This is a genomic window from Streptomyces sp. NPDC085944 (assembly GCF_040686295.1).
In the GTDB taxonomy this organism is placed as follows: Bacteria; Actinomycetota; Actinomycetes; order Streptomycetales; family Streptomycetaceae; genus Streptomyces; species Streptomyces salinarius.
Genome location: NZ_JBFBJX010000001.1, coordinates 483,695 through 508,281 on the forward strand (window position 1 = coordinate 483,695; position 24,587 = coordinate 508,281).

Below are 24,587 nucleotides of genomic sequence, written 5' to 3' on the forward strand. Positions count from 1 at the left end.
CCCCGACACCTGCGCAAGGAGCAGACCCCATGTCCAACCGCCCAGCGGGCCACGGCGCTTCGGTGCGCCGGGTGCTCGCCGTGATCCCCGCGCGCGGCGGCTCCAAGGGAGTGCCCGCGAAGAACCTCGCCGCCGTCGGCGGCGTCCCCCTGGTGGTCCGCGCGGTGCGCGAATGCCGGGCCGCCCGTCTCGTGACGGACGTCGTCGTCTCCACCGACGACCAGGCCATCGCCGCCGCGGCCCGCGAGGCCGGCGCCGAGGTCGTCCTGCGGCCCGCCGCCATCGCCGGGGACACGGCCACCTCCGAGGCCGCCGTACTGCACGCGATGGACGCCCACGAGGCCCTGCACGGCGCCGCCGTGGACGTGGTCCTGCTCGTGCAGTGCACCAGCCCGTTCCTGGTCCGCGAGGACGTCGACGGGGTGGCCGGCGCGGTCGCCGGGGGCGGTGCGGACACGGCCGTCACCGTCGCCCCCTTCCACGGCTTCGTCTGGCGCGACGGCACCGACGGGGCCGACGGCGGCCGCGGCGTCAACCACGACAAGGCCCACCGCCCCCGCCGCCAGGACCGTCCCCAGGACCTCCTGGAGACCGGCGCCGCCTACGCCATGGCCGCCCCCGGCTTCCGCGAGCACCGGCACCGCTTCTTCGGCCGCACCGAACTGGTCCGCACCGACCCGGCGCGCGTCCTGGAGATCGACGACCCGCACGACCTGGCCCGCGCCCGCGCCCTCGCACCGCACTTCGACGCGGCCCGGCCGGGCGCGCTGCCGACCGCGGCCGACATCGACGCGGTGGTCCTCGACTTCGACGGCACCCAGACCGACGACCGGGTGCTGATCGACTCCGACGGACGCGAGTTCGTCTCCGTGCACCGCGGCGACGGGCTCGGCATCGCCGCCCTGCGCCGCAGCGGCCTGACGATGCTGATCCTGTCCACGGAGGTGAACCCGGTCGTCGCCGCCCGCGCACGCAAGCTCAAGCTGCCCGTGCTGCACGGCATCGACCGCAAGGACCTCGCCCTCAAGCAGTGGTGCGAGGAGCAGGGCATCGCGCCCGACCGCGTGCTCTACGTCGGCAACGACGTCAACGACCTCCCGTGCTTCGCCCTCGTCGGCTGGCCCGTGGCGGTCGCGAGCGCCCACGACGCCGTACGCGGCGCGGCCCGCGCGGTCACCACCGTCCCCGGCGGCGAAGGCGCCGTACGGGAGATCGCGACCTGGCTCCTGGGCCCGTCCCTGGACGCCCTCGACCCCGTCGGCACCTCCCTCGAAACCCCCACGCTCACCCAGTCCAAGTAAGGAACCCCCAGCCATGAGCACCAACTCCCGCATCCGCACCTTCGGTACGCGCGAGGCCGGCCCCGGCCGCCCCGTCTACATCACCGGCGAGATCGGCATCAACCACAACGGCGACCTCGACAACGCCTTCAAGCTGATCGACGTGGCCGCCGAGGCGGGCTGCGACGCGGTCAAGTTCCAAAAGCGCACCCCGGAGATCTGCACCCCGCGCGACCAGTGGGACATCGAGCGGGACACCCCCTGGGGCCGGATGACGTACATCGACTACCGCCACCGCGTGGAGTTCGGCGAGGACGAGTACCGGCAGATCGACGACTACTGCAAGAGCAGGAACATCGCCTGGTTCGCCTCCCCGTGGGACACCGAGGCCGTCGCCTTCCTGGAGAAGTTCGACGTCCCCGCCCACAAGGTCGCCTCCGCCTCCCTGACCGACGACGAGCTGCTGCGCGCCCTGCGCGCCACCGGCCGCACGGTCATCCTGTCCACCGGCATGTCCACCCCGAAGCAGATCCGCCACGCGGTCGAGGTCCTGGGCAGCGACAACATCCTCATGTGCCACGCCACCTCCACCTACCCGGCGCAGGCCGAGGAGCTGAACCTGCGCGTCATCAACACCCTCCAGCAGGAGTACCCGAACGTCCCGATCGGTTACTCCGGCCACGAGACCGGCCTGCAGACCACACTGGCCGCCGTCGCCCTCGGCGCCACCTTCGTCGAGCGCCACATCACCCTCGACCGCGCCATGTGGGGCTCCGACCAGGCCGCCTCCGTCGAGCCGCAGGGCCTGACCCGCCTGGTCCGCGACATCCGCACCATCGAGGCCTCCCTCGGCGACGGCGTCAAGAAGGTCTACGACTCCGAGCTGGGCCCGATGAAGAAGCTGCGCCGCGTCACCGGCGTCGTCGCCGAGGCCGAGATCGCCGCCGCCGCGGGCGAGCCCGTCACCGTCTGACCGCCGGCCACCGAGTCACTCACCACGGGACGGTCCCCACCGATGAGCCCCCGCGCCGGGAACGCCGGCCCCCGCACTCTCGCCTTCGTCGAGAGCCCGGTACAACTGCTGAACGTGCTGGAGTGGGCGCACACCCGCGCACCCGGCGCGGAGCTCACCCTCGTGGTCCTCTCGCCCGTCGACCCGATGACCCGCGGCCAGCTGCGCCGCATGGCGGAACTGGCCCGCAAGGAGGGCCACGACATCCGCTGGGAGGAGGCACGCGGCGGCGCCACGGCCCCCTTCCGCACCATCGGCGGCCTGACGACCCCGCTGCGCCAGGCGGAACGGGTCGTGCTGGGCGACCCCTTCTCCCGCTACGTGCAACTGCTCCTCACCATCACCCGCGCCCACGACCTCGTCGTCGTCGACGACGGCACGGCCACCATGGAGTTCGTCACCCAGCTGGCCCACGGCGAACGGCTGGTGCGCTGGCACCGCAAGGGCAGCCGCCCCGGCCCGCGCGACCTGCTCTTCGCCCCCGTCGCCCGGTCCGCCCGCCACCGCCTCACCCCGACCCCCGACCGGCAGGTCTCGGTCTTCTCCTCCATGCCCATGGCGGACGTCCCCGAAGGCGTCACCGTCACCGCGAACGACTTCGCCTGGACCCGGGACCGCTTCGGCCCGCCCCGCGTCACCAAGGGCGCGGACATGGTCGGCACCTCCCTGGTGGAGACCGGCGTCGTCGACGCGGACCGCTACGTGGCCGCCGTACACGCCCTGGCGAAGACCCACGGCGCGGCCCGCTACTTCGCCCACCGCCGCGAGAGCGCCGAGAAGCTGCACCGGCTGTCCGTGGAGACCGGTTTGCAGATCGTGCGCCCCGACCTCCCGCTGGAGCTGATCGCCCGCCGCGGCCCGATCGGCCGTACCGTCCTCAGCTTTCCCTCCACCGTCGTCCACACCCTGCCACTGGCCCTCGCCGGCACCGAGGTCCGCGTCGCCGTCTGTGACATCGACCCCGCCTGGCTCACCGAAGCGGCCTCACCGAGGGCCCGCGGCTTCCTGAACGGAGTAACAGGTTCCGCGCGGGACGTGCACCGGTTGCCGGCGGTGGCGGGAACCGGATAGCAGGCCGGAGCGGCCGGCCGCCGGAACCGGATAGCAGGCCGGAGCGGCCGGCCGCCGGAACCGGATAGCAGGCCGGAGCGGCCGGCCGCCGGAACCGGGCCGCCCCTACCGCTGTCCGGACAGGCATGGCAACTGCTCTGTTCCTGGTCCTCACCCTCGCCCCGCTCGTGGCGCCCTTCGCCGTCGTGGGCGCCGCCGTGGCCCTCGCCCGGCGGGCCCGGGTCCGTGCTCCGGCCGCCGGACGGTGCCGGCCGAGCGGGACGACCTGCGCCCTGCTGGCGGTCCTCGGCGGCGGGGCGGCGCTCGGTGCGTACGCCTGGGGCCTGTCGCGGGGCTTCTACCTCCTCGACCCCGACCAGATGTGCGCCTCCCGCGGCGCACGGGGCGACCACGTCGTGACCCGTGCGGCCCTCCCCGTCAGCGTGCGCTGCGTCACCGGGGACGGCGCGGGCACCGAGCTGGTGCCCGGCTGGGTGAACCCGGTGGTCGTCGCCGGGCTGGCCCTCTTCGCGCTCGCCGTCGTCGAGGGGGTGCTCGGGGTGGTCCGCCGGCGGACCCGGCGGACTCGGGCGAGTGGAGGAAGCCACGCGTGGTAACCGTCAGGAAGAGGACGGGTGCCGCCGAGCGGCCGGAGCCGCTCCCGGTGATCTCTTCTGATCGGCTCGGTCGGAAAGGCGGCCGAGTTTACCCAAGCGAGTTGATGACTATGCGTAGGGCGGCCGAGTTTTCTTCCCCTAACGGGCTGAATTTTTGTTGATCGTGGGTCCACCGGCCGCCCGGGCGCCCTACGCTGCAAAGGGTGAACGTGTTGATGTCCCCAGAGTCCGAGGCCGGTACTCCCGGTGAAGCCGTGCTGCCCGGCACCTTGCCGGACGCGCTGCGCGCGGAGCTCGTGGCCTTCCGCCGCGATCTCCACATGCACCCCGAGCTGGGCAACCAGGAGTTCCGCACCACCGCCGCCATCAAGGAACGGCTGGAACGGGCCGGCCTCAAGCCGCGCGTGCTGCCCATCGGCACCGGGCTCGTCTGCGACATCGGCACCGGCACCCCGTCGGGACAGTGGTCCGGCGGGCCGCGCATGCTCGCCCTGCGGGCCGACATCGACGCCCTGCCCATCCCCGACACGAAGGACGAGTGCGCGTACCGCTCACAGGTGCCCGACCGCGCCCACGCCTGCGGCCACGACGTGCACACCACCGTCGTCCTCGGCACCGGGCTCGTCCTCGCCGCCCTGCACGAGCAGGGGCTGCTGCCCCGTCCCGTACGGCTGGTCTTCCAGCCCGCCGAGGAGGTGCTGCCCGGTGGCGCCGCCGACGCCATCGAGGGCGGCGCGCTCGACGGGGTGCGCCGCATCCTGGCCGTGCACTGCGACCCCAGGGTGGACGCCGGGAAGATCGGGCTCAGGGTCGGCCCCATCACCTCCGCCTGCGACCGCATGGAAATCGCGCTGAACGGCCCCGGCGGCCACACCGCCCGCCCGCACCTCACCACCGACCTGGTCACCGCCGCCGCCCGCGTCGCCACCGACGTGCCCGCGCTCGTCGCCCGGCGCGTGGACAGCCGCAGCGGGCTCGCCCTGACCTGGGGACGCATCGAGTCCGGCCACGCGCCGAACGTCATCCCGCAGCACGCCGAACTCGCCGGCACCGTGCGCTGCCTCGACCTCGACGCCTGGCGGCAGGCGCCCGACCTGGTGATGGGCGCCATCGACGAGATCGCGGGCCTGTACCGGGCCAAGTCCGAGATCACCTACGTCCGCGGCGTCCCTCCGGTCGTCAACGAGGTCACCAGCACCGAGCTGCTCCAGGCCGCCATGGTCGCCCGGCGCGGCACCGACGCCGTCGAGGGCACCGAGCAGAGCCTCGGCGGCGAGGACTTCTCCTGGTACCTGGAGCACGTGCCCGGCGCCATGGCCCGCCTCGGCGTCCGCCCACCCGGCGAGCGCACCGTCCGCGACCTCCACCAGGGCGACTTCGACGTGGACGAGCACGCCATCACGGTCGGCGTGGAGATGTTCACCGCGGCGGCGCTCATCGACGCGGTGCAGTAGAACGTCCCCGTTCGAACCGGTCGTTAACAGGGCGGTAACCAGCCAGCGGCACGAATGGATAACGGCGCCGCGCAACCCCGTTCCCAGGAGGTTCTACGCGCGTTAATGTGCGCCGAACCGAGCGCCCGCTGCGGGGCTTTGGAGAATGGGGAACTTCAGATGCGTCGGACATCAAGACTGATCCGCGTCGCGGTGGGGGTCGCGTCGCTCGCACTCGCGGCCACGGCCTGCGGCGGCACCAGCGGCGAAAGCGGCGACGGCGGCGGTGACGACAAGGGCCTCGCCATCGCCTACGACGTCGGCGGCAAGGGCGACCAGTCCTTCAACGACGCCGCGTACGCCGGTCTGGAGAAGGCCAAGAAGGAGTTCGGCTACAAGACCGCCGACATCGAGCCCACCGACGGTGAGACGGACGCCGACAAGGAACAGCGGCTGACCTCCCTGGCCAAGCAGGGCTACAACCCCGTGATCGGCGTCGGCTTCGCCTACGGCCCGGCGATGAAGGCCGTCGCCGCCAAGTACCCGGACACCACCTTCGGCATCGTCGACTCCGTGGTCGAGGGCAAGAACGTCGCCTCCCTCGTCTTCGCCGAGAACGAGGCGTCCTACCTCGCCGGTGTCGCCGCCGCCAAGGCCACCAAGACCAAGACCGTCGGCTTCGTGGGCGGTGTGAACGTCCCGCTGATCCACAAGTTCCAGGCCGGCTACGAGCAGGGCGTCAAGGACACCGACCCGAAGATCAAGGTCATCTCGCAGTACCTGACGCAGACCGCGGAGGAGGGCGGCTTCTCCAGCCCCGACAAGGGCAAGGCCGCCGCCGAGGGCCAGATCGAGAAGAAGGCCGACGTCGTCTACGCCGCGGCCGGTCTCTCCGGCCAGGGCGTGATCGAGGCCGCCGCCAAGGCGAAGATCTGGGCGATCGGCGTCGACTCCGACCAGTACAAGCAGGAGGCCCTCGCGGCCTACAAGGACTCCATCCTGACCTCCGCCCTCAAGGACATCGAAGGCGCGGTCTTCGCGCTGGCCAAGTCCGTCGAGGACGGCAAGCCGCTGACCGGCACCCACACCTTCGACCTGAAGTCCGACGGCGTGGGCCTGTCCGACAGCAACCCGAAGTTCGCCGAGGTCCCGGGCGCGAAGGAGGCCGTGGAGAAGGCCAAGGCGGGCATCGTCGACGGCTCCATCAAGGTCGCCACCGAGTAGTCGCGACGGCACGGCACAGAACCCGACGAAGCGGACGGGCGCCTGCGGGCACCCGTCCGCTTCGGCATGCCCGCGGCGCCGAAGCCCGCGCCCCTCTGCGCAGGCCGCTCCGCCGAGGCCCGGGCGTCACACTCCGCCACCCCCCGTTTGCGTCCGGCAAGCCCGGTACCCCCATTCGTGCGGCCTTGCTCACGGCCGGATAACAAGGTGGACAGAAGGGGTTTTCAGGCAGGTCTACGCGCGTTAATCTGCGGCGAAAGCCAGCGCCGCAGCCGAACCGTCCCCGGCGCTTGTACGACAGGAGCACCAGACATGCGCCGGATTTCCCGGATCACGGTCGCAGGCGCAGCGACCGCCTCCCTGGCCCTCGCCCTCGCCGCCTGCGGTGGTACCTCGACCGACTCCGGCTCGGAGTCCAAGGGGGACAAGGGCCTCGCCATCGCGTACGACGTCGGCGGCAAGGGCGACCAGTCCTTCAACGACGCCGCGTACGCCGGCCTGGAGAAGGCCAAGAAGGAGTTCGGCTACGAGACGGCCGACGTCGAGCCCACCGACGGCGAGACCGACGCCGACAAGGAGCAGCGGCTCTCCTCGCTGGCGAAGCAGGGCTACAACCCGGTCGTCGGCATCGGCTACGCGTACGCCAACGCCATGAAGAACGTGGCGGAGAAGTACCCGGACACCACCTTCGGCATCGTGGACGACGCCACCATCGAGGCGGACAACGTCGCGGACCTGGTCTTCAACGAGCAGGAGGCGTCCTACCTCGCCGGTGTCGCCGCCGCCAAGTCCACCAAGACCGACACGGTCGGCTTCGTGGGCGGTGTGAACGTCCCGCTGATCCACAAGTTCCAGGCCGGCTACGAGCAGGGCGTCAAGGACACCGACCCCAAGGTCAAGGTCATCTCGCAGTACCTGACGCAGACCGCGGAGGAGGGCGGCTTCTCCAGCCCCGACAAGGGCAAGACCGCCGCCGAGGGCCAGATCGAGAAGAAGGCCGACGTCGTCTACGCCGCGGCCGGTCTCTCCGGCCAGGGCGTGATCGAGGCCGCCGCCGCCAACAAGGTCTGGGCGATCGGCGTCGACTCCGACCAGTACCAGCAGGAAGCCCTCGCGAAGTACAAGGACTCCATCCTGACCTCGGCCACCAAGGACGTCGCCAAGGCGGTCTACAGCCTTGCGAAGTCGGTCGAGGACGGCAAGCCGGAGACCGGTATCGTTCGGGGCGATCTGAAGTCCGGCGAGGTCGGTCTCTCGGACTCCAACCCGAAGTTCGCGGACAACGCCGAGCTCCAGGCAGCCATCAAGACGGCCAAGGAGAAGATCATCAGCGGCGAGATCAAGGTCAAGAGCAGCTGAACGGCTGAGTAGCACCTGCAACACCTCGAACAGCGTGTAACCGCGCCGGTTGCGCCGCGCGGCGGGGTACGGGAAGAGCGGCCCGGAAGGCGCCCTCCCCGTACCCCGTCGCGTCGATGCGCCGCCGCCGCTTTTAGATGCCGTAGGGGCGCTACGCGCGTAGACGGCCCCCGTCCCCAGGAGAGTGCGCCATCAACGCGTCCAGCAGCCCTCCGGCGAAAGCGGCGGTCAGCGAACCGGTGACCGCCGTCGAACTCGCCGGAATCACCAAGCGTTTCCCCGGAGTCGTGGCCAACCACGACATCCACCTCACCGTCCGCAAGGGCACCGTCCACGCCCTCGTCGGCGAGAACGGCGCCGGCAAGTCGACGCTGATGAAGATCCTCTACGGCATGCAGAAGCCGGACGAGGGCACCATCGCGGTCGACGGCGAGAAGGTCTCCTTCTCCTCGCCCGCCGACGCCATCGTGCGCGGCATCGGCATGGTCCACCAGCACTTCATGCTCGCCGACAACCTCACGGTCCTGGAGAACGTGGTCCTCGGCAGCGAGAAGCTGTACGGCATCGGCGCCAAGGCCCGCCGCAAGATCAAGGAACTCTCCGACCGCTACGGCCTCGGCGTGCGCCCCGACGTCCTGGTCGAGGAGCTGGGCGTCGCCGCCCGCCAGCGCGTGGAGATCCTCAAGGTCCTCTACCGCGGCGCCCGCACGCTGATCCTCGACGAGCCCACGGCCGTCCTGGTGCCGCAGGAGGTGGACGCCCTCTTCGACAACCTGCGCGAGCTGAAGGCCGAGGGCCTCTCGGTCATCTTCATCTCCCACAAGCTGGGCGAGGTCCTCTCGGTCGCCGACGAGATCACCGTCATCCGCCGCGGCACCACCGTCGGTACGGCCGTCCCCGCCGAGACCACGCCCCGCCAGCTCGCCGAGCTGATGGTGGGCAGCGAGCTGCCCACGCCGGAGACGGCGGAGTCCACGGTCACCGACCGCCCGGTCCTCACCGTCGACACGCTGCGCCTGGCAGCCCCGAGCGGCAAGGCCCTCCTCGACGACATCTCCTTCACCATCCACGCCGGTGAAGTGCTGGGCATCGCCGGCGTCGAGGGCAACGGCCAGACCGAGCTGGTCGACGCGCTCATCGGCCTGCGCCACGCCGACTCCGGCACCATCCGCTTCCTCGACCAGGACATCACCGCGCTGCCCACCCGCAAGCGACGCGAACAGGGCGTCGGCTACATCCCCGAGGACCGCCACCGCCACGGCCTGCTCCTGGAGGCCCCCCTCTGGGAGAACCGCATCCTCGGCCACGTCACCGAGAAGCCCAACAACAAGGGCGTCTGGCTGGACCTGAAGAGCGCCCAGCAGGACACCCGCCGCATCGTCGAGACGTACGACGTGCGCACCCCCGGCATCGACGTCACCGCGGCCTCGCTGTCCGGCGGCAACCAGCAGAAGCTGATCGTCGGCCGCGAGATGAGCCACAAGCCGCGCTTCCTCATCGCCGCCCACCCCACCCGCGGCGTGGACGTCGGCGCGCAGGCCGCGATCTGGGACCACATCCGCGAGGCCCGCCGCGAGGGCCTGGCCGTGCTGCTGATCTCCGCCGACCTGGACGAGCTGATCGGCCTGTCCGACACCCTCCGCGTGATCTACGACGGCAAGCTGGTCGCGGACGCCGACCCGGCCACCATCACCCCCGAGGCGCTCGGCTCGGCGATGACCGGCGCCGCCTCCGGACACCTGGAAGACGAAGAGAACCCCGAGACCCCGCACGGCGCGAACGGCTCCCCGAAGTCCGCGGCGCCCCCCGCGTCGCCCGCGTCCCCCGAGTCTCCGGAAGACGAGGCCCGCTGATGAAGAAGTTCGACAAGGAGCGCGTGCTCCTCGCGGTGGCCGGACCGGTCATCGCGCTCGCCGTGGCCTTCGTGCTCAGCGCGATCGTCCTGATCGCCTCGGGCAAGAACCCGGTCGAACCGTTCGCCCTCATGCTGGAGCAGGCCGGATTCTCCGACATCCAGGTCCTGATCATCAACCAGGCCTCGCTGTACTACATCGCGGCCCTCGCGGTGGCCATCGGCTTCCGGATGAACCTGTTCAACATCGGTGTCGACGGCCAGTACCAGCTCGGTGCCTTCATGGCCGCCGTCGTCGGTGCCCACGCGAACCTGCCGGCGTTCCTCCAGGTCCCGCTGCTGCTCCTGACCGCCGTCCTCACCGGCGCCTTCTGGTCCGGCATCGCCGGTGTCCTCAAGGTCACCCGCGGCGTCAGCGAGGTCGTCGCGACGATCATGCTCAACGCGATCGCCACCTCGCTCATCGTCTACATGTGGAAGCCGGACGTCTTCGGCGTCAAGGTCGGCAACAACAGCACCACCGGCGAGATGCACGAGTCCGGCTGGATCCCCGGCATCGACATGGGCGCGGCCGGCGAGATCTACGGCCTGGTCATCCTCGCCGCGCTCCTCGGCATCGGCTACTGGGTCGTCCTCAACCGCACCCGCTTCGGCTTCGACCTGCGCGCCTCCGGTGCCTCCGAGTCCGCCGCGGCGGCCAGCGGCGTCGACCCCAAGCGCATGGTGCTCACCGCGATGCTCATCTCCGGCGGCCTCGCCGGTCTTGCGGGCCTGCCCATCCTGATGGGCGACACCCACACCTACAGCCTCAACTTCCCCACCGGGGTCGGCTTCCTCGGCATCGGCATCGCCCTCCTCGGCCGCAACAGCCCGGTCGGCATCGCCTTCGCCGCCCTGCTGTGGGCCTGGCTCGACAAGGCCTCGCCCGAGCTCGACTACCACGGCTTCGACAAGGAGATCGCGGTCATCATGCAGGGCCTGATCGTCCTCTCGGTCGTCGTCTCCTACGAGGCCGTCCGTGAGTGGGGCCTGCGCCGCCAGCAGCGCCGCGTCGGCGCGGAGCTGGCCGCCGGTCACGTCCTCGGCGCCACCGACAACTCGAAGAAGGAGGTGGCCGGCCGATGACCGCTCCGACCACAGCGACCGACGTCAACCAGCCCTCGCTGGAGCACGCGCCACGGACCGGCCGCCGCATGTCGTGGCCCGTGCTGCTCCTGGTCGTCGCCGGAGCCCTGGCGCTGACCTCGATCGTGCGCCTGATCACCGGCGCCAACGGCATCACCAACGTCAGCCAGATGTCCACCGCGCTCCAGCTCGCCGTACCGATCGGCCTCGCCGGTCTCGGCGGTCTGTGGGCCGAGCGCGCGGGCGTCGTCAACATCGGCCTCGAGGGCATGATGATCCTGGGCACCTGGTTCGGTGCCTGGGCCGGCTTCCAGTGGGGCCCGTGGACCGGCGTGCTCGTCGGCATCATCGGCGGCTGCCTCGGCGGCCTGCTGCACGCCGTCGTGACGATCACCTTCAACGTCAACCACATCGTCTCCGGTGTGGCCATCAACATCCTCGCCCTCGGCGCCACCCGCTACCTCGCGCCGCTCGCCTTCGAGGGCCACCAGGGCGGCTCGGCCAAGCAGTCCCCGCCGGTCGACTCCCTCGGCCACTTCTCGATCCCGGGTCTGTCGGACTGGCTGGAGAGCCTCAACGACCAGCACTGGTTCTTCGTCTCGGACATCGCGGGGCTGCTCGGCGGTCTGGTCACCGACGTCTCCTGGCTCACCCTGATCGCGGTCGCCCTGATCCCCGCCACCTGGTGGATCCTGTGGCGCACCCCGTTCGGCCTGCGCCTGCGCTCCTGCGGCGAGAACCCGATCGCGGCCGAGTCCCTCGGCGTCAACGTCTACAAGTACAAGTACCTCGCCGTGATCATCTCCGGCGGCCTGGCCGGCCTCGGCGGCGTCTTCCTGTCCATCGTGGCCAACCCCTTCTACCTGGAGGGCCAGACCAGCGGCCGCGGCTACATCGGCCTCGCCGCGATGATCTTCGGCAACTGGATGCCGGGCGGCCTCGCCATCGGCGCCGGCCTCTTCGGCTACACCGACAGCCTCAACCTGCGCGGCGGCTCCGCCAACGTGCACGCCCTGCTGCTGCTCGGCGCGCTGCTGCTGGTCGCCGGCGCCATCTGGCTGGCGATCCGCAAGAAGTACGTCAAGGCCGCGATCACCTTCGTCATCGGCGCCCTGGTCTTCGCCTGGTACGCCGGCACCAACGAGGTCCCCAACCAGGTCGTCTCCGCCACGCCGTACGTCGTCACCCTCGTCGTCCTCGCCCTGTCCGCGCAACGGCTGCGGATGCCCAAGGCGGACGGCATGCAGTACCGGAAGGGACAGGGCAAATGACCGACGTCGACTGGGGCGCGCTGCGCACGGCGGCACGGGAGGCGATGGCCCGCGCCTACGCCCCCTACTCCGGGTACGCCGTGGGCGCCGCCGCCCTGGTCGACGACGGCCGCACCGTCACCGGCTGCAACGTGGAGAACGCCAGCTACGGCATCGGCCTGTGCGCCGAGTGCGGACTCGTCTCCCAGCTGCAGCTGACCGGCGGCGGCCGGCTGACGCACTTCGTCTGCGTCGACGGCGTTGGCGACGTCCTCGTCCCCTGCGGCCGCTGCCGGCAGCTCCTGTACGAGTTCGGTGGCCCGGAGCTGCTGCTCGAGACGCCGGAGGGGATCCTTCCGCTGTCCCGGATGCTCCCGCAGGCCTTCGGCCCCGACCACCTCACCAAGTAGCAACTCGCGTTAGGAAAGCCAGACATGGCCATGGACGTCATCTCAGTCATCCGCACCAAGCGGGACCGCGGCGAGCTGACCGGTGAGCAGATCGACTGGGTCATCGACGCCTACACGCGCGGTGAGGTGGCCGACGAGCAGATGTCCTCGCTCGCGATGGCGATCCTGCTCAACGGCATGAACCGCGGCGAGATCGCCCGCTGGACGGCCGCGATGATCGCCTCGGGCGAGCGCATGGACTTCTCGTCCCTGTCCCGTCCGACCGCCGACAAGCACTCCACGGGCGGCGTCGGCGACAAGATCACGCTGCCGCTGGCCCCGCTGGTGGCGGCGTGCGGCGCGGCCGTCCCGCAGCTCTCCGGCCGCGGCCTCGGCCACACCGGCGGCACCCTGGACAAGCTGGAGTCCATCCCCGGCTGGCGCGCCCTCCTCTCCAACGAGGAGATGCTGGACGTCCTGGACACCACCGGCGCGGTGATCTGCGCGGCGGGCGACGGTCTCGCGCCCGCCGACAAGAAGCTGTACGCGCTGCGCGACGTCACGGGCACGGTCGAGGCGATCCCGCTCATCGCCTCCTCCATCATGTCGAAGAAGATCGCCGAGGGCACCGGCTCGCTGGTCCTGGACGTGAAGGTCGGCTCCGGCGCCTTCATGAAGACGATCGAGGACGCCCGCGAGCTGGCCTCCACCATGGTCGGCCTCGGCACCGACCACGGGGTGAAGACCGTCGCGCTGCTCACCGACATGGCCACGCCCCTCGGCCTGACCGCGGGCAACGCCCTGGAGGTCCGCGAGTCGGTCGAGGTCCTGGCCGACGGCGGCCCCTCCGACGTGGTCGAGCTGACGCTGGCCCTGGCCCGCGAGATGCTGGACGCGGCGGGCCTGAAGGACGCCGACCCGGCGAAGGCGCTGGCCGACGGCTCCGCGATGGACGTCTGGCGCCGCATGATCGCGGCCCAGGGCGGCGACCCGGACGCCGCTCTGCCCACCTCGAAGGAACAGCACGTGGTGAAGGCGGGCGCCTCCGGCGTCCTGACCCGTCTCGACGCCTACGACATCGGCGTCGCCGCCTGGCGCCTGGGCGCGGGCCGCGCCCGCAAGGAGGACCCGGTGCAGGCCGCCGCGGGCGTCGAACTCCACGCCAAGCCCGGCGACACGGTCACCGAGGGCCAGCCCCTCCTCACCCTGCACACGGACACCCCGGACCGCTTCGAGTACGCCCTCGCGGCGGTGGAGGGCGCGTACGACGTGGCCCCGGCGGGCACGGACTTCACCGCCTCGCCGGTGGTGCGGGAACGCATCGCCTGACCTGCGCCCGCGGCCGGAGGCCGCTGATGTCACAGCCCATTCGGGTGAACGGGATCGGTAGACCAGTGCCGGTCCCGTTCGGCATGCTGGGATCGGTGACGCACCGATAGGAGAACCGCCAGTGCGGTCAATGTGATCCCCGACGGCCTCGGCACCGATGATTTCCCGGCCCGGGCCGGGTCTACCGCACGTGGACGCCGTGACACCCGCCGTACTCGTGCTGCCGGGGCCCGTCTCCCGTGGGGAGACGCCCCGGTTCTGCGACGAGGTGCGCGCGCTGCTGGAAAGCACCCGGGCCGGGGTGGTCGTCTGCGACGTCGGCGGCCTCGGGCCGCCGGGGCTCGCCGTGGTCGACCTGCTGGCCCGCCTGGAGCTCACCGCCCGGCGGGCCGGGGGCCGGATCCGGCTGCGCGACCCCGATCCGGCCCTGCACGCCCTACTGGACCTCGTCGGCCTCCGCTTCGAGACGGAGCGGCAGGTCGAACAGCGGGAACCACCGCTTGGTGTCGAGGAAGCAGTGGAACCCGGTGATGCGGCCGTCTGAGATCTCCAGCACCTGGACCGCCCACGGCGCGAACCCGCCCGCCTCCGGGTCCGGCTTGTAGTGCGCGAAGGCCGGCAGCCCGTTGGCCTCCACCCGCAGCAGCCGGGAGCCCGCGCACGCGGCGCCGAGCGTCGTCATGAAGCCGGTGATGTCCGCCGGACCGGCCAGCCACAGGTCGAACGGCGGCATCGTCATGACCGCGTCCTCGTGCAACAGTGCCGTCAGCGCCGTCATGTCATAGCCCTCGAAGGCCGCGACATAGCGCTCCAGGAGCTTCTGCTGCTCCTCGTCCAGCGGGTCGCAGACCGCCGCGTCGGCGCCCCGGTCCTCCCGCTCGGCGAGCGTCGCGCGGGCCCGCTGCAGGGCGCTGTTGACGGAGGCGACCGACGTGCCGAGCAGCTCGGCGACCTCGCTCGCCCGCCACGCCAGCACCTCGCGCAGGATCAGCACCGCCCGCTGCTTGGGCGGCAGTTGCTGCAGGGCGGCCATGAAGGCGAGCCGCACGGACTCCTTGGCGACCGCGGCCTCCGCCGGGTCCGCGGTCTGCGGCAGCACGCGGGCGTCCGGCATCGGCTCCAGCCAGGTGTGGTCCGGGCGCGGCGACAGGGCGGCCTGGGCGAGCGGCGTCGACTCCGTCAGGTCCATCGGGCGCGCCCGTTTGTTGCCCGCGCTCAGCATGTCCAGGCAGACGTTGGTCGCGATCCGGTACAGCCAGGAGCGCAGGCTGGAGCGGCCCTCGAACTTGTCGTAGCTCCGCCAGGCGCGCACCAGGGTGTCCTGCACCGCGTCCTCGGCCTCGAAGGAGGAGCCGAGCATCCGGTAGCAGTACCCCGTCAGCTCGGGCCGGTGCTTCTCCAGCGCCGAGTCCAGCTCCGGCGTCACGGTGCCGTTGGTCATCGTCCGTCCACCCACCCCTGTGGCGTCCCTTAGTGCGCGTCTTCGCGCCTCGCACTTCGGAAGCTACCGCAGGGGACTGACAATGGCCTGTGCAGTCAAGAAAAGCGCAGGTCAGCGAGGGAGGCTCAGCACCCTCACCGGAGTGCCCGCGGCCCGGCGCGCCGCCAGCGACCCGGACACCGTGATCACCACGACGCCCAGCACGGCGAGGACGCCGACCCCGACCGTCCCGGCCCAGCCGCCGGAGTGGAAGGCCACCGCGCCGACCGTACTGCCCGCGCTGGAACCCACGTAGTAGGCGGACTGGTAGAGCGCCGAGGCCTGGGCGCGGCCGTGCTGCGCGGTCTTGCCGACCGCCGAGGAGGCCACCGCGTGCCCGGCGAAGAAGCCCGCCGTGATCAGCACCAGGCCGAGGAGGACCAGCGGGAGGGACGGCGCCAGGGACAGCAGCAGGCCCGCCGCCGTCGTACCGGCGCCCAGGTAGAGCGCACCGCGGCGGCCCAGGCGTCCCACCAGCCGGCCCGCCGTCGACGCCGAGACCGTGCCGACCAGGTAGACCAGGAAGATCGAGCCGATCAGGCCCTGCGGGAGGGAGAAGGGCGCCTCGGCCAGCCGGTAGCCGATCACCGTGTAGACGCCGCCGAACACCGTCATGAACAGCGCGCCGATCGCGTACAGGCGGCGCAGCAGCGGGTTGGCGAGGTGGTCGCGGACCGTGCGGACCAGGACCCGCGGGCGCAGCGAGCCCGGCGCGAAGTGCCTCGGCGCCGGCAGCAGCAGCCGGAAGGCCACCGCGCACGCCACCGCCACCAGGCCGACGACCCCGACGGCCACCCGCCAGCCCCACTCCTGGGCGACCCAGCCGGTGATGACCCGGCCGCTCATCCCGCCCACGCTGTTGCCCGCCACGAACAGGCCGATCGCGGTCACCAGCGCCCGCGGCCGCACCTCCTCCGCCAGGTACGCCGTCGCCGAGGCCGGCAGCCCGGCCAGCGCCGCGCCCTGCACCGCCCGCAGCGCGACCAGCGCCGGCAGCGACGGGGCGAAGGGCACCAGCAGCCCGACGGTCACCGCGACCGCCAGCGACGCCGTCATGACCGTACGGCGGCCGAACCGCTCCGACAGCGCGCTCATCGGCAGCACGAACAGCGCGAGGCCACCGGTCGCGGCGGCCACCGTCCAGCTCGCGTCGCTCGCCGTGACGCCCAGGTCGCCGGAGATCAGCGGCAGCAGGGCCTGGGTGGAGTAGAGCAGCGCGAAGGTCGCGACGCCCGCCAGGAACAGCGCGAAACTCATCCGGCGGTAGCCGGGGCCGCCCGGGGCCATGCGCGAGTCGGAGGGTTCGACGGAGTCGGGGACGGCGGGGGCGGCGGATGCGGCGTCCACGACCGTGGACGCCCCGGTATCGGCGGGAGTCATGCCACGAAGGTACGAAGCCCCTTACTCATCCGTCCAATGCATGGAATGGCCATAATCGTTCCCATGGTGCATCAGCAGAGCTCACGGCCCCGCCTGTCACCTTCCGGTGACACAGAAGACATCGTCGCGCTGCTCGCGCCCCGCCTCGCGCACTTCGCCGGCGTGGCCCGCACCGAGCACGTCACCCGGGCCGCCCAGGAGATGAACGTCCCCCAGTCGACCCTCTCCCGCGCCCTCGTCCGCCTGGAGGAGGACCTCGGCGTCGACCTGTTCGTCCGCCGCGGCCGCACCCTCGCCCTCACGGTCGCCGGGCGCACCTTCCTCGGCTCCGTCGAACGCGCCCTCGCCGAGGTGGAGCGCGCCGCCGACGAGGTCCGCGCCGACGCCGACCCGGCCACCGGAAAGGTCGCCTTCGGCTTCCTGCACACCATGGGCGCCGAGACCGTCCCCGGCCTGCTGCACGCCTTCCGCGCCGACCACCCCCGGGTCCGGTTCAGCCTCGTGCAGAACTACGGCGAGGCCATGCTGGAGCGGCTGCGCGCCGGCGAGCTGGACCTGTGCCTCACCTCGCCGGTCCCGGACGCCCCCGACCTGGTCGCCCGCCGCCTCGACGAGCAGAAACTGCGCCTGGTCGTCCCGGCCGACCACGCCCTGGCCGGCCGCAGGCGCATCCTCCTCGCCGAGGCCGCCGACGAGAACTTCGTGACCCTGGAGCCCGGCTACGGCCTGCGCCGCATCACCGACGCCCTGTGCAAGGAGGCCGGTTTCCGGCCCCGGGTGGCCTTCGAGGGCGAGGAGGCGGAGACGCTGCGCGGCCTGGTCGCGGCCGGACTGGGCGTCGCCCTGCTGCCGCCGCCCGCCGTGCCCCGCCCCGGCGTGGTCGAACTGACGGTCACCGCGCCGCGCGCCGCCCGCGAGATCGGCGTGGCCTGGCTGGCGGGACGCACGGACACGCCGCCCGTGGCGGCGTTCAAGAGGTTCCTGCTGTCCCGGCGGGGCAGCCTGCTGCCGTCCTGAGCCTCCCGCGCCGGGGCGGACGCGTGCTACCGCCGCAGCGACTTCCCGAACCCCGCCGCCAGCGGCATCCGCAGCCCCAGCGGCGGAGGAGCGGCCAGGGCGTCCTCCACCGGACGCGAGAAGGGCTGCCCGAACAGCACGCCCATCACGAAGTCCTCCGCCAGCGCCGCGACTTCGTCCCGGTACTGGCGCAGCCCGTGGCCGTCGGAGTGCACCTCGAACCGGCACACGGCACGGTTCGCCTTCTTCGCTCGGGAGGCGAGCCGGAACGACAGCTCCGGGTCGCTGTGCCCGTCGTTCGTGCCGTGCACGATCAGCACCTGCCGCCCGGCGAGCTGCTTCACCGGTTCGGGGGGCGCGGCGACATCGTCCTCCGGCAGCCAAGGGGCGATCGCCAGCACCGAGTTGACGGCTTCGTGCCCGGCCGCCCGCAGCGCCGCGCGGCCGCCCATCCCGGTGCCGAGCAGACACAGGGGCACGTCGCCGTAGCGCCGCACCGCCTCGTCGGCGGCCCATTCGGCGTCCCGGGCGAGGTGCGCCTCGGCGCCGTTCCAGCCGCGGTAGCGGTAGTGCACGACGTGCGTGGCCAGCCCCTCCTCCCGGCCCGCGCGTGCCAGCCTGCGCCCCAGCGCGCGTACGGACGCGGCCGCGAGCAGCGCGGAGGGCCTGCGGTCGGAGACCTCGTCGCCCCCGGGGAGCAGCAGCACCACCCCGCCCACCGCCGTCCCCTCCGGACCGAGCGTCCGCCCCAGCCGGGCCCGACGGACCGGCGTCGCTTGCTGTGCCATGACAGAAGATTCTCAGAAGACCAGGTGTACGGAACCCGTCCGCGCAGTCACCGTTACATATCGGGGAGTCCACGCACCGGCCATGACGTCGCCCGTTCCGGCCATGTGGCCGGTCCCCGCGCGTTCGTGCGGGTCCGTGCGTTCGCCCGGTGTTCTACGCGCGTAGGAGTTAGAGTGCGGAAATGACGAGCCAGAGCACCGAGAAGAGCGCCGCGGCGAGCACCGCGACGTTCTCGAAGACACCGTCGCCGGACCACATCCGCCGGGCGCCCAAGGTTCTGCTGCACGACCATCTCGACGGCGGGCTGCGCCCCGGCACGGTCGTCGAACTCGCCCGCGAGACGGGCTACCCGGACCTCCCGGAGACCGACGCCGACCGGCTCGGCTCCTGGTTCCGGCAGGCCGCCGACTCCGGGTCCCTGGAGCGGTACCTGGAGACCTTCTCCCACACCGTCGGCGTCATGCAGACCCGCGACGCCCTGGTCCGGGTCGCCGCCGAGTGCGCCGAGGACCTCGCCGAGGACGGCGTCGTCTACGCCGAGGTGCGGTACGCGCCCGAGCAGCACCTGCAGCAGGGGCTGACCCTCGAAGAGGTCGTCGAGGCCGTCAACGAGGGCTTCCGGCAAGGAGAGCGGCGCGCCCGGGAGAACGGCCACCGCATCCGGGTCGGCGCCCTGCTCACCGCCATGCGGCACGCCGCCCGCTCCCTGGAGATCGCCGAACTCGCCAACCGCTACCGCGATCTCGGCGTCGTCGGCTTCGACATCGCGGGCGCCGAGGCCGGCTACCCGCCCACCCGGCACCTGGACGCCTTCGAGTACCTGAAGCGGGAGAACAACCACTTCACCATCCACGCCGGCGAGGCCTTCGGGCTGCCGTCCATCTGGCAGGCCCTGCAGTGGTGCGGCGCCGACCGGCTCGGGCACGGGGTGCGCATCATCGACGACATCCAGGTCCACGAGGACGGCTCGGTCAAGCTCGGGCGGCTCGCCTCCTACGTCCGGGACAAGCGGATCCCGCTGGAGCTGTGCCCCAGCTCCAACCTCCAGACCGGCGCCGCCGACTCCTACGCCGAGCACCCCATCGGGCTGCTGCGCCGGCTGCACTTCCGGGCCACCGTCAACACCGACAACCGGCTGATGTCCCACACCGGCATGAGCCGCGAATTCGAGCACCTTGTCGAGGCGTTCGGTTACACGCTCGACGACATGCAGTGGTTCTCCGTCAATGCGATGAAATCAGCGTTCATTCCTTTCGATGAACGACTGGCCATGATCAATGACGTCATCAAGCCCGGATACGCGGAGCTGAAGTCCGAATGGCTGTTCCAGTAGACGGCTTCCACCAGCGGATATGCGGAGAGCGAGGGGTGACCGGGAGGCGACGGTAATACGGGAACGGGGACAGGCTTTCACAATCCGTCCGCATTTCGATGTTTGCCGCCGAGGGGTGAGCGTGTTTACGGTCGAGCACCGCTCACATCCCCGTCACCCCATTACGAGGACGCATTTCCATGAAGCAGTCTGCTGCCAAGACCCTCGGTGTCGCCGCCCTCGGTGCCGCCTTCGCCGCCGCCGGAGCCGGCGCGGCCACCGCGGCCCCCGAGCTCCCGGACACCGCGCAGACGGTGGACTCCGTCGCCCGTACCCTCCCCGCGGAGACCGTCTCCCAGGTGGCGCCCGGCGCGGGCAACGCGCTGGAGCAGGGACGCCGGATCGCCGGCACCGGTCTGACCGTCGCGCAGCCGGTCGTCGAGCAGGTCGTCGCCGAGCAGCTTGCCGAGGGTCCGACCGAGCCGGTCGCCAAGCTGCTCGGCGGAGTGCCGCTGAAGGGCCTGCCCACCCAGGGCCTGCCGGTCAACGGCCTCCCGATCGGCGGCTGACCGCGCCTCTCCCCACGCGCCGAAGGGGCGCGCCCGGTGTCGCCGGGTGCGCCCCATCGGCGTACCAGAGGGGAGGTACGTCTTTCACCAGGCCGTACGGGCGGCCTTCTCCTCGGACGGAAACAGGATCCACAGGGCCAGGTAGAGCAGGAACTGCGGACCGGGCAGCAGGCAGGAGACCAGGAAGATCACCCGCATCGTGCCGGCCGAGGTGCCGAAGCGCCGGGCCAGCGCGGCGCACACTCCGCCGATCATGCGGCCGTGGGTGGGGCGGGCGAGGCGGGACATCGCGGCTCCTTCGTGAGCGTCTGGGCGGGGCTGCCCTCCGGCTTCCCCTTCATCTGCCCTCCACGCTACGGAGACGAACGGAACAAAGCGTCGCTCTACGGGGCGATACCGACCCTGGGAATCGTCGGGGTCCGACCCTGAGCGGGCTCCTCCTGGGGTACGTCCTCCTGCCGGTACCGGCGACGGAGCCGGGCCCGGCCCGCGGGGACGACGACGAGGTGCGCGAGGGCCACGCCCACCGTGTTCAGCAGCACCGAGTCGATGTCGACCACCTGGCCGGGCACCCCGGTCTGCAGCAGCTCGATGCCCACCGACAGCAGGGCGGCCGCGGCCGTGGTGCGCAGCAGGGACGCCAGCGGCGAGACGGCCCACCGCCCGCCGGCCATCGGCAGCAGGAACCCCAGCGGGGCCAGCAGCGCCAGTCCCCCGGCCAGCGAGTGGGCGGCCTGGACCCCGCCCAGCGCCAGGTCGGCGCGGATGCCGGCGAAGGGCTCCAGATTGGGAGGCAGCACCCAGGGGACGTCCAGCGGCCGCAGCGCGTACCAGGCGACGAACGCGAGATGCGCGACGAGGAGAACGCCTCCCGTCACACGGATGCGGAGCGCGACGCTGCCGCCGAGGAACCCATGACGCTGCACGTCCCCCTAGACGCGGCCCACGCCGCGCACGGTTCCGGCCCCTGCTCCGCAAGGGTGAGGCTTGCGCCACACGCCCCTCGTACGGCCTACACGGTGCCGGTCCCGCGCCGGCCTTCACCCGGCCGCGTACGGCCTGGCGGCGCCTCGTACGGCCGCGTACCGGCCCGTGCGGACGTCGTCCGGCCGTCAGTCGGTCGTCACCTCGTCGGCCGGTGGTTCGTTGCTGCCGGGGCGGGCCCGGACCTCGTCCGTGCAGCTGTAGCGGCGGGCGGACCGGTCGGCGGGCCCGGCCAGGACCACGGAGCCGTCGCCCTCGCCCGCGACGGAGTCGGAGAAGGTGCACACGACCTGCGCGAGGGCGTACGAGGTGAGGTCGTCGGGATCGGTGCTCAGCCGCAGCGTGTCCTCCGGGTCGCCGGAGCGCGGTCCCGTCACGGTGATCCCGCGGCGTACGTCCGACGTGTACCCGGCCTCCTTCTCCGCGGCCGAGGGCTGCTCCGCCAGCTCGTTCAGCAGCCCCTGGGCCACCAGCACGCGCCGCCCGGAGTCCGATGCGCCGTCCGGCACCCGCACCGTGCGGTCCACGGCCACCAGCGAGGAGCCGCACAGCAGGAACACCCGCGCCGGCATCCCGGGAGTGGCCCGCGTCGACACGTCCGACTCGGCGAGCGAGCAGCGCACCCGGGAGGGCGCGGGACCGTAGTCCGTGGGCACCTCGGTGGCGCGGATGCCGCACCCGGTCAGCAGCACGGCCAGTACTCCGAGCCCGGTCAGGGCCGGCAGCCGGCGTACGGTCATCAGACCTGTCCCTTCGCGTCCTTGCCCTGGTCCTCGGTGCCCTCGCGGTCCTCCCCGGCGGGCGGGGACGGGTCCTGCGGCAGCCGCAGCGTGAAGACCGCGCCGCCCTCCGGGGCGTTCTCGGCGGATATCTCACCGCCGTGGATGTGCGCGTTCTCCATGGCGATGGACAGGCCGAGCCCGCTGCCCTCGGAGCGCGGCCGGGAGGCGCTCGCCTTGTAGAAGCGGTCGAAGACGTGCGGCAGGACGTCCTCGGGGATGCCGGGACCGTTGTCCCGCACCCGGATGACGATCTCGTGGTCCGCCCGCGCCACCGACACCCTGACCGGCGACCCGCCGTGCTTGAGCGCGTTGCCGATCAGGTTGGCGAGGATGACGTCCAGGCGGCGCGGGTCCAGGCGGGCGTGGATGCCGCGCTCGGCGTCCAGGTCGACGGCGTCCAGCCAGGCCCGGGCGTCGATGCAGGCGGTGATCTGGTCGGCGACGTCCACGTCGTCCAGGACCAGCCGGGCGGTGCCCGCGTCGAAGCGGGTGACCTCCATCAGGTTCTCCACCAGGTCGTTCAGCCGCCGCGTCTCGCTCACCACCAGCCGCACGGCGGGCTCGACCATCGGGTCGAAGCTGCCGCCCTCGCCGTCGCCCTCGTCCGCGTACTCCAGCTCCTCCTCCAGCACCTCGGTCACCGCGGTGAGCGCCGTCAGCGGCGTACGCAGCTCGTGACTCATGTCGGCGACGAAGCGCCGCGAGGCCTGCTCCCGGCCGGCCATGTCCGCGACCCGCTTCTCCAGGTTCTCGGCGGCGTTGTTGAACGTGCGGGACAGATCCGCCAGTTCGTCGGTGCCGGACACGCGCAGCCGGGTGTCCAGCTTCCCCTCGCCCAGGCGCCGCGCCGCGACCCCGAGCCGGTGCACCGGCTTCAGCACGGTCGTCGCCAGGGCCTGCGCGAGCAGCGCGGAGCCGAGCAGGGCGAGCCCGGTGGCGATCCCCAGCGACCAGGCGAGCGAGTTCAGGTCCTTGGCCTCCGGTTCCAGCGACTTGAGCATGTAGCCGGTCGGTCCGCCGCCGATCACCTTCGTCCCGGCCACCAGGTACGGGGTGCCGTCGTCGGTGATCCGCTGCCAGTACAGGTGGTACGGGTGCTTGTTGGCGGAGGTGAGCTTCTGCTCCTTGTTCACCGCGGCGCGCAACGACTCCGGCACGTCGGCCAGCGCGAAGCCGCCCAGGCCGCCCGAACTGCCGTACACGGCCTCGCCGTCGGCGCCCTCGGCGACCAGCAGCACCGTGAACCGCTGGCTGCTGTTGGCCATCTGCCCCGCGGTGTGCTGCAACTCGTCCTGTGTGGGGTGCTCGGGCAGCGCGCCCGCCCGGCTCTGCATCTCCTGCTCGAAGTCGCGCAGTACGGCGTCCTGGGTGCGGGTGAGCACCGCCTCGCGGTTGAGCCAGTAGGCGATGCCGGACGCGGACACGGCGGCGGTGAGCGCGACCAGACCGAAGACGAGGACGAGCCTCAGCCGCAGGCTGGTGAAGCGCAGCCCGGACCAGACTCCCTTGCGAGCCGCGGCCAGGCCGCGGTCACCCCCTGGTTGTTCCTTGGTCACTGAGGCGGATCCAGCCGGTAGCCGACACCCCGTACGGTACGGATCAGGGTCGGGGACGACGGCACGTCCTCGACCTTGGCGCGCAGCCGCTGGACGCACGCGTCCACCAGCCGGGAGTCGCCGAGGTAGTCGTGCTCCCACACCAGCCGCAGCAACTGCTGCCGGGACAGCGCCTGTCCGGGCCGCCGGCTCAGTTCGAGCAGCAGCCGCAGCTCGGTCGGCGTCAGCTGCAGGTCCTCGCCGTTCTTCGTCACGGTCATCGCCGAACGGTCGATGACCAGGCTGCCGAAGCTCGCCGAGTCGGTGGACTCCCGTTCCCCGCGCCGCAGCACGGCCCGGATCCGGGCGTCGAGGACCCGGCCCTGGACGGGTTTGACCACGTAGTCGTCGGCGCCCGACTCGAGACCGACGACCACGTCGATGTCGTCGTTGCGCGCGGTCAGCAGGATGATCGGCAACTGGTCGGTGCGCCGGATGCGACGGCACACCTCGAAGCCGTCGATGCCGGGCAGCATCACGTCCAGCACGATCAGGTCCGGCCGCTGCTCGCGCAGCAGCTTCAGACCGTCCTCACCACTGGCAGCGGTGGCCACCCGGTGGCCCTGGCGCGTCAGGGAGAGCTCCAGGGCCGTGCGGATGGCGTCGTCGTCCTCGATCAGCAACAGGGAAGGCACGCACTCATTCTGGCCCATGAGGGGGCCGGTGTTCGACCTGCGGGTGCGGTTGGGGTCCCACGACACGGCCGGACCCTGTGAAGGAAGGGTGGTGCAGCGGTGACGGACCCCTGTGACAGCTCTG

24 protein-coding genes are annotated in these 24,587 nt (G+C 71.9%); 16 read left to right on the forward strand and 8 right to left on the reverse strand.

Translation table 11 applies throughout. The features are described from left to right. The first annotated feature begins 29 nt into the window (after window positions 1-29). The 13 genes from AB0P07_RS02375 to AB0P07_RS02435 all read left to right on the forward strand — a co-directional run bounded on the left by AB0P07_RS02375 (window position 30) and on the right by AB0P07_RS02435 (window position 14,464). The gene (locus tag AB0P07_RS02375) at window positions 30-1,301 is read left to right on the forward strand and encodes an N-acylneuraminate cytidylyltransferase (protein WP_365543888.1); all 1,272 of its coding nucleotides are present in this window, start codon (window positions 30-32) and stop codon (window positions 1,299-1,301) included. 13 nt (window positions 1,302-1,314) lie between these two features. Further along, window positions 1,315-2,253 carry an N-acetylneuraminate synthase family protein gene (locus tag AB0P07_RS02380; RefSeq protein WP_362347259.1) on the forward strand — a complete coding sequence of 313 codons (939 nt, stop codon included), beginning with the start codon at window positions 1,315-1,317 and terminating at the stop codon, window positions 2,251-2,253. Between the two features lie 42 nt (window positions 2,254-2,295). Continuing rightward, window positions 2,296-3,363 carry a hypothetical protein gene (locus tag AB0P07_RS02385; protein ID WP_365543891.1) on the forward strand — a complete coding sequence of 356 codons (1,068 nt, stop codon included), beginning with the start codon at window positions 2,296-2,298 and terminating at the stop codon, window positions 3,361-3,363. A gap of 125 nt (window positions 3,364-3,488) precedes the next feature. Further along, the gene (locus AB0P07_RS02390) at window positions 3,489-3,959 is read left to right on the forward strand and encodes a hypothetical protein (RefSeq protein ID WP_365543894.1); all 471 of its coding nucleotides are present in this window, start codon (window positions 3,489-3,491) and stop codon (window positions 3,957-3,959) included. A 215-nt stretch (window positions 3,960-4,174) separates the two neighbouring features. Beyond that, on the forward strand, window positions 4,175-5,413 hold the full coding sequence (locus AB0P07_RS02395) for a M20 family metallopeptidase (RefSeq protein ID WP_365543897.1): 1,239 nt from the start codon (window positions 4,175-4,177) through the stop codon (window positions 5,411-5,413). Between the two features lie 159 nt (window positions 5,414-5,572). Continuing rightward, window positions 5,573-6,616 carry a BMP family ABC transporter substrate-binding protein gene (locus AB0P07_RS02400; protein WP_164411714.1) on the forward strand — a complete coding sequence of 348 codons (1,044 nt, stop codon included), beginning with the start codon at window positions 5,573-5,575 and terminating at the stop codon, window positions 6,614-6,616. 312 nt (window positions 6,617-6,928) lie between these two features. Further along, window positions 6,929-7,975, forward strand: a complete 1,047-nt coding sequence (locus AB0P07_RS02405; RefSeq protein WP_365543901.1) for a BMP family ABC transporter substrate-binding protein — start codon at window positions 6,929-6,931, stop codon at window positions 7,973-7,975. A gap of 239 nt (window positions 7,976-8,214) precedes the next feature. Then, window positions 8,215-9,828, forward strand: coding sequence for an ABC transporter ATP-binding protein (locus tag AB0P07_RS02410; protein WP_365543904.1), 1,614 nt, complete (start codon window positions 8,215-8,217; stop codon window positions 9,826-9,828). Continuing rightward, window positions 9,828-10,952 (forward strand): ABC transporter permease, encoded by a 1,125-nt coding sequence (locus AB0P07_RS02415; RefSeq protein WP_365543907.1) that lies wholly within the window; start codon window positions 9,828-9,830, stop codon window positions 10,950-10,952. Before AB0P07_RS02410 ends, AB0P07_RS02415 begins: the two co-directional genes overlap by 1 nt. Then, complete coding sequence (locus tag AB0P07_RS02420) at window positions 10,949-12,223, forward strand: ABC transporter permease (protein WP_365543909.1); 1,275 nt, start codon at window positions 10,949-10,951, stop codon at window positions 12,221-12,223. The genes AB0P07_RS02415 and AB0P07_RS02420 overlap by 4 nt, the downstream gene beginning before the upstream one ends. Then, complete coding sequence (locus tag AB0P07_RS02425) at window positions 12,220-12,612, forward strand: cytidine deaminase (RefSeq protein WP_365543912.1); 393 nt, start codon at window positions 12,220-12,222, stop codon at window positions 12,610-12,612. The genes AB0P07_RS02420 and AB0P07_RS02425 overlap by 4 nt, the downstream gene beginning before the upstream one ends. Before the next feature lie 30 nt (window positions 12,613-12,642). Beyond that, the gene (locus AB0P07_RS02430; protein ID WP_365543915.1) at window positions 12,643-13,920 is read left to right on the forward strand and encodes a thymidine phosphorylase; all 1,278 of its coding nucleotides are present in this window, start codon (window positions 12,643-12,645) and stop codon (window positions 13,918-13,920) included. Between the two features lie 157 nt (window positions 13,921-14,077). After that, window positions 14,078-14,464, forward strand: a complete 387-nt coding sequence (locus AB0P07_RS02435; RefSeq protein WP_078653440.1) for an STAS domain-containing protein — start codon at window positions 14,078-14,080, stop codon at window positions 14,462-14,464. Here the strand turns inward: AB0P07_RS02435 and AB0P07_RS02440 are convergent. Together AB0P07_RS02440 and AB0P07_RS02445 are read right to left on the reverse strand one after the other, a co-directional pair. Beyond that, window positions 14,357-15,361 (reverse strand): sigma-70 family RNA polymerase sigma factor, encoded by a 1,005-nt coding sequence (locus tag AB0P07_RS02440; protein WP_365543918.1) that lies wholly within the window; start codon window positions 15,359-15,361, stop codon window positions 14,357-14,359. The genes AB0P07_RS02435 and AB0P07_RS02440 overlap by 108 nt on opposite strands. A gap of 111 nt (window positions 15,362-15,472) precedes the next feature. Next, on the reverse strand, window positions 15,473-16,780 hold the full coding sequence (locus tag AB0P07_RS02445; RefSeq protein WP_365543920.1) for an MFS transporter: 1,308 nt from the start codon (window positions 16,778-16,780) through the stop codon (window positions 15,473-15,475). Window positions 16,781-16,843: 63 nt separating this feature from the next. On the opposite strand from AB0P07_RS02445, the gene AB0P07_RS02450 reads away from it, so the two are divergent. Beyond that, window positions 16,844-17,797, forward strand: a complete 954-nt coding sequence (locus tag AB0P07_RS02450; protein WP_365543923.1) for a LysR substrate-binding domain-containing protein — start codon at window positions 16,844-16,846, stop codon at window positions 17,795-17,797. 26 nt (window positions 17,798-17,823) lie between these two features. On the opposite strand, the gene AB0P07_RS02455 is transcribed toward AB0P07_RS02450, so the two are convergent. Beyond that, complete coding sequence (locus AB0P07_RS02455; RefSeq protein ID WP_365543926.1) at window positions 17,824-18,585, reverse strand: alpha/beta hydrolase; 762 nt, start codon at window positions 18,583-18,585, stop codon at window positions 17,824-17,826. A gap of 182 nt (window positions 18,586-18,767) precedes the next feature. On the opposite strand from AB0P07_RS02455, the gene AB0P07_RS02460 reads away from it, so the two are divergent. Both AB0P07_RS02460 and AB0P07_RS02465 read left to right on the forward strand, forming a co-directional pair. Further along, entirely contained in the window at window positions 18,768-19,919 is a 1,152-nt protein-coding gene (locus tag AB0P07_RS02460; RefSeq protein ID WP_365543929.1) for an adenosine deaminase, read from the forward strand. A gap of 179 nt (window positions 19,920-20,098) precedes the next feature. Beyond that, window positions 20,099-20,467, forward strand: coding sequence for a hypothetical protein (locus tag AB0P07_RS02465; protein WP_061442870.1), 369 nt, complete (start codon window positions 20,099-20,101; stop codon window positions 20,465-20,467). A gap of 84 nt (window positions 20,468-20,551) precedes the next feature. On the opposite strand, the gene AB0P07_RS02470 is transcribed toward AB0P07_RS02465, so the two are convergent. The 5 genes from AB0P07_RS02470 to afsQ1 form a co-directional block, all read right to left on the reverse strand. Next, complete coding sequence (locus AB0P07_RS02470) at window positions 20,552-20,755, reverse strand: PspC domain-containing protein (RefSeq protein ID WP_365543932.1); 204 nt, start codon at window positions 20,753-20,755, stop codon at window positions 20,552-20,554. Window positions 20,756-20,850: 95 nt separating this feature from the next. Next, a complete protein-coding gene (locus AB0P07_RS02475; protein WP_365543935.1) occupies window positions 20,851-21,393 on the reverse strand; it encodes a VanZ family protein in 543 nt (180 codons plus the stop codon). Window positions 21,394-21,579: 186 nt separating this feature from the next. Further along, window positions 21,580-22,191: a hypothetical protein gene (locus AB0P07_RS02480; RefSeq protein WP_365543938.1), complete on the reverse strand. Its 612-nt coding sequence runs from the start codon at window positions 22,189-22,191 to the stop codon at window positions 21,580-21,582. After that, the gene (gene afsQ2 / locus AB0P07_RS02485; RefSeq protein WP_365543941.1) at window positions 22,191-23,789 is read right to left on the reverse strand and encodes a two-component system sensor histidine kinase AfsQ2; all 1,599 of its coding nucleotides are present in this window, start codon (window positions 23,787-23,789) and stop codon (window positions 22,191-22,193) included. Before afsQ2 ends, AB0P07_RS02480 begins: the two co-directional genes overlap by 1 nt. Continuing rightward, entirely contained in the window at window positions 23,786-24,463 is a 678-nt protein-coding gene (gene afsQ1 / locus AB0P07_RS02490) for a two-component system response regulator AfsQ1 (protein ID WP_003974066.1), read from the reverse strand. The genes afsQ2 and afsQ1 overlap by 4 nt, the downstream gene beginning before the upstream one ends. Between the last annotated feature and the right edge of the window lie 124 nt (window positions 24,464-24,587).

What these genes read in the sequence shown, in the direction of transcription:
- AB0P07_RS02440 (WP_365543918.1), bottom strand. Translation starts at nt 15,361, where the DNA reads ATGACCAACGGCACCGTGACGCCGGAGCTGGACTCGGCGCTGGAGAAG.
- AB0P07_RS02425 (WP_365543912.1), top strand. Translation starts at nt 12,220, where the DNA reads ATGACCGACGTCGACTGGGGCGCGCTGCGCACGGCGGCACGGGAGGCG.
- AB0P07_RS02395 (WP_365543897.1), top strand. Translation starts at nt 4,175, where the DNA reads ATGTCCCCAGAGTCCGAGGCCGGTACTCCCGGTGAAGCCGTGCTGCCC.
- AB0P07_RS02420 (WP_365543909.1), top strand. Translation starts at nt 10,949, where the DNA reads ATGACCGCTCCGACCACAGCGACCGACGTCAACCAGCCCTCGCTGGAG.
- AB0P07_RS02405 (WP_365543901.1), top strand. Translation starts at nt 6,929, where the DNA reads ATGCGCCGGATTTCCCGGATCACGGTCGCAGGCGCAGCGACCGCCTCC.
- AB0P07_RS02460 (WP_365543929.1), top strand. Translation starts at nt 18,768, where the DNA reads ATGACGAGCCAGAGCACCGAGAAGAGCGCCGCGGCGAGCACCGCGACG.
- AB0P07_RS02385 (WP_365543891.1), top strand. Translation starts at nt 2,296, where the DNA reads ATGAGCCCCCGCGCCGGGAACGCCGGCCCCCGCACTCTCGCCTTCGTC.
- AB0P07_RS02470 (WP_365543932.1), bottom strand. Translation starts at nt 20,755, where the DNA reads ATGTCCCGCCTCGCCCGCCCCACCCACGGCCGCATGATCGGCGGAGTG.
- AB0P07_RS02400 (WP_164411714.1), top strand. Translation starts at nt 5,573, where the DNA reads ATGCGTCGGACATCAAGACTGATCCGCGTCGCGGTGGGGGTCGCGTCG.
- AB0P07_RS02415 (WP_365543907.1), top strand. Translation starts at nt 9,828, where the DNA reads ATGAAGAAGTTCGACAAGGAGCGCGTGCTCCTCGCGGTGGCCGGACCG.
- AB0P07_RS02480 (WP_365543938.1), bottom strand. Translation starts at nt 22,191, where the DNA reads ATGACCGTACGCCGGCTGCCGGCCCTGACCGGGCTCGGAGTACTGGCC.
- AB0P07_RS02380 (WP_362347259.1), top strand. Translation starts at nt 1,315, where the DNA reads ATGAGCACCAACTCCCGCATCCGCACCTTCGGTACGCGCGAGGCCGGC.
- AB0P07_RS02435 (WP_078653440.1), top strand. Translation starts at nt 14,078, where the DNA reads ATGATTTCCCGGCCCGGGCCGGGTCTACCGCACGTGGACGCCGTGACA.
- AB0P07_RS02390 (WP_365543894.1), top strand. Translation starts at nt 3,489, where the DNA reads ATGGCAACTGCTCTGTTCCTGGTCCTCACCCTCGCCCCGCTCGTGGCG.
- AB0P07_RS02445 (WP_365543920.1), bottom strand. Translation starts at nt 16,780, where the DNA reads ATGACTCCCGCCGATACCGGGGCGTCCACGGTCGTGGACGCCGCATCC.
- AB0P07_RS02455 (WP_365543926.1), bottom strand. Translation starts at nt 18,585, where the DNA reads ATGGCACAGCAAGCGACGCCGGTCCGTCGGGCCCGGCTGGGGCGGACG.
- AB0P07_RS02375 (WP_365543888.1), top strand. Translation starts at nt 30, where the DNA reads ATGTCCAACCGCCCAGCGGGCCACGGCGCTTCGGTGCGCCGGGTGCTC.
- AB0P07_RS02450 (WP_365543923.1), top strand. Translation starts at nt 16,844, where the DNA reads ATGGTGCATCAGCAGAGCTCACGGCCCCGCCTGTCACCTTCCGGTGAC.
- AB0P07_RS02465 (WP_061442870.1), top strand. Translation starts at nt 20,099, where the DNA reads ATGAAGCAGTCTGCTGCCAAGACCCTCGGTGTCGCCGCCCTCGGTGCC.
- AB0P07_RS02430 (WP_365543915.1), top strand. Translation starts at nt 12,643, where the DNA reads ATGGACGTCATCTCAGTCATCCGCACCAAGCGGGACCGCGGCGAGCTG.